This is a genomic window from Psychrobacter sp. TWR1-1-1 (genome assembly GCF_049895865.1).
Classification (GTDB): Bacteria; Pseudomonadota; Gammaproteobacteria; order Pseudomonadales; family Moraxellaceae; genus Psychrobacter; species Psychrobacter immobilis_A.
On sequence record NZ_JAFCTE010000039.1, the window covers coordinates 1 to 4,561 of the forward strand.

Sequence of the window (4,561 nt, forward strand, 5' to 3'; positions counted from 1 at the left end):
CTGCCGCTTCAATCAGCATGCGAACGGCGCGTTCTTTAATCTCAGGAGTATAGGTTTGTCTTTTCATTGTCGTATTCTCTCAGAATATTAGGTCTCCGACAATCCCGGGGCGGTTCAGTTTGATATCTGACCGCTTACGTATTAGAAACTAGTGCTCGTTTTTTCAAATCAATGACAATAACTTCTATTTTTTCAACACCGTTATATTGATCAGAGATAGTCTGCCAGTACCGTTTTAAAGCTGATGCTAACTCATCAATACTGACTATTTCATCCCCAATTTTCCAACGCTTTGTTTGATTTAACGAGACTAAGAGAAAGACCCCACATCCTGCCGTTTCTTCTCTTAAATAATCACCAACCAATTGATTTCTCAATCGCTCACATAGTTTTGAGCCACTCCAATTTTTATCAAGTAGTTTTAATTCAATAGGTACAGGTGATTGAATTTTTGGATTAGCAAGCCAAATATCCATTCGTTGCTCATTAGCCAGTTCAGGTTCTTCAGCAATGGTATAGTGACCGCCTTTATGTTGATTTAGGTAGCCTGCTATTAGCGTTCTGACTTCGTTTTCTTCTACCGCTTTTTGCCAAGTTAGCCATGGACTGTCATTGCCATTTTCGACCCAGTCTTTGAGCACCTTTAACTGTTGTACCGCTAACTCGAAAAGCTGTCTATGTGCTTGAGGAGGCAACACTTTAGATTTATGAAACTCCTTAAACTGTCTGGCAGACCACGGAGTTATGTCTCCATATCTCTCTGCCATTTCGTAAGCTCGTCTTTGCAGCAACAACTTATGTAAGCTATCTTTATATTCTTCAGAGATTTGCTTTAAAGCACAATAGTTCTCTTTGCTTGGTATCTCTACCAAATAATTTAATAATTTATCTCTAGCGTCTTGAGCATTATCACGAATCGTTGGTGAGTACACTCCTTTGCCGGCTCTCTGTATATCATCGCCTAGCTCAACATATTTATGCATCAGTATATAAAGGGCTTTTAAATGAGGGGCTGTCTTAAAGTTTCCTGCGTAATACACTGTATTCTGAGTATAAGTTCCACCTAATAATGCTGTGATAAATATTGCAGCAGCTTGCTGGGCATCTTCTTTGTTCAGCAGTAGTAGCCAGCTCTTCAGACTTGAAATACCACTATCTGCATCATTATCAACCAATAGTGCAAACCACCAAGCCACTTCTTTATAGTCATCCGCATTAAGTGCTATATATTTATCAGCTAGTGTGGCTAGCTTTTCAGATTCAACACCACCCTCAATCAATATCTTTACACAATACTCTTTACGAATAGTCATTGGACTAGTACGGCTCATCAAATAGTCTAATACTCTACTAGCAATAAATTCATGAAGCCAAGGGGCATGATGAATCAAATCCTGCAAAATACAACTTAAAGAACCCTCAGAACTAGAGGCTTCTAATTCCCAAATCAACTCTTTGAGTACTGCATCTTCTGTGGCTTTTGGAAACGCTCTATGCACTCGTTCAAACCAGCTGGGAAAACCGTTAATATCCCAAGTAATATAACGCAATGCTGTATTCAGGTCATTATTGTCTAAATAGTTTGGGAAGTCACTAAATTCATCGGCTTCAATTTTTAGACCCGATAAAGCAATTAGTAAAGCGTTAGAAATTGAATTATTAACATCCTGTTCTGATTTTAATCGAGGTTTATAACACCGCCAATAATTCATACAAAAGTCTTTGTATGCTAAAGCAACCTTGTTACCAAATTCAGGAATAAGGCTTTTCCAGTTGGTACAATATAGACAACTGGCATCTAAGCTATTTTTTCTTATCTCATCTAATAACCATACATGATTATTAGTAATCTCACCTTCTCCTGCTGAAGGTGTAACAACTTCGGATGGGTTATTGCGTAAATGTGTTATCCAATCTTTCTTAATATTCTTTAAATCATCTTGTCTTCTTCTCGCCTTCTCACACCTAATTTTTGATTCTTCTTCATAATTTTTCATTTTTTCACTGATTTCAGGATTCAGTAATCTTTCTAGTTTATCTTGAAGTACATCACTTCCTGATACAGCTTTACGCAAATCGTCCAACATATCAGTGGGACAGTCGCTCTGATAATATATTCGATGCGCATTGCCAAGTGCGACTAGTTTATCATTCAAAGGTCGTGACCCGACATACGCAAGCACTCTTGAAAAATCAGACGTTTCAAACCTCCAGTAATTATCTCTATAAAATAAAGGTAAGTCAGAATTCAAAGGTTTATCAGTACTATTTAGTCTTTTTCTTGCGTCTTCTATACTGTACCAGTACAAGGCATCGTTCAATTCAGTCCACTGAGGTAATATATGGTGCAAATTCGTTTCACAAATATCGAAACGTACTTCTCGATAAAATCTTAACTCAGCTGCACGAGCCAATACTAATAGTGATGTATTTGATAGAGCATATTGATTCCTTGCTAAAGTTAACCTTTCTATACATTTCAGCGCCACACTCATCAGCCACGCATCTTGTTTTGACACCTCGTCCCTTTCTGTTTCATTCAACATCTTTATGCTTAGATGGCTGTGGAGCTTATTTAACAGATAAGCAGTAACATCACTATTTGCACGCTCAATAAATCCAGACACTGCTCCAGACAAGGCTGTGGGCGTAAATTCATTTGGTTCGGATAAATTAACAACTCCATGAATAATAAAATCAACAGTTGATGTATTTGGCTCAGCCTCAATAACTAACTCTGATAACAACCATCTTGGAATTTCCTCATTAGAATTATTAATGCCTTGCCATACAGTATTTTTTTGCTCTTGAGTTCCAATTGACATAACTGCATTGGCAGCTATTCTTCTCGTATACTTATCTCTGTTATTATCGATAATAACAGGTATCAATGCACTGACGCAGTTCGACAGTGCTCCTTGAAGCACCAATCGGCTGAGAAATAGAATGATATTGTCGTTATTTTTATAACCACTAATAAGTTCGAGCACATCACTTTCTAAATCAGGCTGGGCAAGATTGGCAATTGCTGTATCGCTTCCTATGTAAGCTTTGTAGCGATCTTTATCGATATTGTCGATAAGCTTTAAAATTGCGTCTTGCCTTGTATATACAGATAGTTTAGAAGGGTCACCACCTTCGATGATAACTTCTGGTGTAATATTCAGAGTCTTAGCACAGATATTGTCATCAAACAAAATAAGCCACGGAAGTACTGGGCGAAGTAAAGGGGTGACAATACTTTCACCAAGAGAGTCTTTGAAAAAATAGGATTCAATATTTAAACGATTATAATTATCTTTAATTAGCGAACTAAAAAATTCTGCTGCCAATAGCTCACGTATATCCCTATGCCTAAACCGTACTGCGCCATATAAAATGTCGTTAAACAGTCCACTTTCTAATAACTTTTTTACATCACTTTTATCCCAGTCGTACAGTATGATGTCTGCATCTATGCCCTTTTTATTACGCTCCGAGTCAGGTACATTAATTTCTGCATTTCCTGTTAATACTACAGCTGCCGCCAAGCGCTGTGCCCCGCTGCGCGCCAAATCTGTATTTAATGCGGTACGAGAGCCAGCGCTATGACTCTCCTTGAGCCGTAGATCAATATTATGCTGTATAAGCTCTAGGCGTCCATCAAGTGACTTATCCTCTTTCCATTTATCGATTATTGTATCTAAGTCAAAAGGTCTTTCAGCTAGGCTCCAAAGGTCAATCCTTTCAACCTCATCTAATAATTGATCAGTATCTTTAACTCCCTTTTCTTGACAGTATGCAGCGATTTTTTCTCTATCCAGAGGACGTAAGCTATAAACTTTAAGCGTACTAGGAGGTTTTTTATCATTACTGGTAGACCCTTCTTGATAATCACTGCCCTTTAGTGGCAAAACTTCATCCATTAATTCTTGATCAGTCTTTGCTCTCCAGCTATAAGGTCGACTAGAAATATATATGTGTGCTCTAAGTTGACCTCTCTTAATCGCTTTGGCAAAATACCGTATTGCTCTTTCGAATGCTCTTGGACTGGTAAGTAAGGCTTCATCTACAGAGTCTAGAAAAAACCATGCTTCTTCATCTGAATCTAACCAACTATCGAACGCCTCCTCATCGCCAACTTCAAAGCTTTCATAAAAATGGCGATCAATATCTTCAATTCTAATAAAAAATGCATACTCCCCTTTACTCTTCATCAAAGAAGCTCTTTCCCTGAACTCAATCGTTTTTCCTGCGCCTGCTTCAGCGAGTACAACACAACGATACTCACTTAAAATTAAATCCCATGATTCAGACTGTGCAGTATTAAATTTGAGGTAATTTTCAATATCTTGCGAATCATCTTTGTCTTTAGAAACAGCTGAAAACTGTCTATCCACTTCAATATAATTCAACATATAAGTTCCAAATTTTTTATAAGGAAGTACCCTTCATTAGCCTGACTGAACCGCCCCGACTTTATCGGAGGCTTATTTACTTGAGTCAGGCAGCAACACCTGACAGGATTAAATTATCATAATACTGCTTTTCAAACTCAAAAGGTGACACATAACCAATCGTG

Annotated in this window: 1 protein-coding gene; it reads right to left on the reverse strand. The window is 37.9% G+C overall.

Annotation, left to right across the window (positions count from 1 at the left end; translation table 11 throughout):
* Nucleotides 1–134: 134 nt before the first annotated feature.
* Entirely contained in the window at nucleotides 135–4,397 is a 4,263-nt protein-coding gene (locus tag ACP69U_RS13655) for a hypothetical protein (RefSeq protein WP_426138819.1), read from the reverse strand.
* Between the last annotated feature and the right edge of the window lie 164 nt (nucleotides 4,398–4,561).